We start from the raw sequence: 1,067 nt of genomic DNA, 5'->3' as shown, positions 1-1,067 counted from the left end.
GTCCTTTTTTACACTGGCAAAAGTCACAAGATGGGCGAGGTGCATGACGGCGCCGCGACCACAGACTGGATGGTGCAGGAGCAGGAGCGTGGTATTACCATTACTTCTGCTGCTATTACCGCCTTCTGGCAGGGTTCCGAGAAGCAGCACAAGGACCAATACCGCTTCAACGTCATCGACACCCCGGGCCACGTTGACTTCACTATTGAAGTTGAACGTTCCCTGCGTGTTCTCGACGGCGCGGTCGTTGTGTTCTGCGGCACCTCGGGTGTTGAGCCTCAGTCGGAAACCGTATGGCGTCAAGCCAACAAATACGGCGTTCCACGTCTTGTTTACGTAAACAAGATGGACCGTGCTGGTGCGAACTTCCTGCGCGTGATCGGTCAGATCAAACAGCGTCTGGGTCACACCCCGGTGCCAATCCAGTTGGCTATCGGTTCCGAAGACAACTTCCAGGGTCAGATCGATCTGATCGCCATGGAAGCTGTTTACTGGAACGACGCTGACAAAGGCATGGTTCCACGTCGCGAGCCTATCCCTGCTGAACTGCAGGCGTTGGCTGACGAGTGGCGCGGCAACATGGTTGAGGCTGCGGCCGAAGCCAGCGAAGAGCTGATGAACAAGTACCTCGAAGGTGAAGAACTCACCAACGCGGAAATCAAGGCCGCTCTGCGTCAGCGTACTATCGCTGGTGAGATCGTTCTGGCTGTTTGCGGTTCTTCCTTCAAGAACAAGGGTGTTCCCCTGGTTCTCGACGCCGTTATCGACTACCTGCCTGCTCCTACCGACATTCCTGCCATCAAGGGTACTGACCCGGATGACGAGACCAAGGAAATGGAGCGTCACGCAGACGACAGCGAGCCGTTCTCGGCTCTGGCGTTCAAGATCGCTACCGACCCATTCGTGGGTACCTTGACCTTCGTCCGCGTTTACTCGGGCGTGTTGGCCTCCGGCGACGGCGTGATCAACTCGGTTAAAGGGATGTGAGAGCGCGTGGGTCGTTTGGTGCAATTGCAGGCTAGCGGCGGTGTAGAAATCTAGGAAGTAGGCGCTGGTGACATCGCGGC

Annotated in this window: 1 pseudogene; it reads left to right on the top strand. The window is 56.8% G+C overall.

The features are described from left to right. A pseudogene (locus tag ACIPL2_RS35160) lies at positions 1 to 1,038 on the top strand (GTP-binding protein); the annotation flags it as partial. Positions 1,039 to 1,067 lie beyond the last annotated feature (29 nt).

The sequence above is a fragment of the Pseudomonas sp. NPDC086251 genome (assembly GCF_044746405.1).
In the GTDB taxonomy this organism is placed as follows: domain Bacteria; phylum Pseudomonadota; class Gammaproteobacteria; order Pseudomonadales; family Pseudomonadaceae; genus Aquipseudomonas.
Note: the sequence above shows the minus strand (reverse complement) of the source record. Positions and strands in the feature narration are given on the sequence as shown.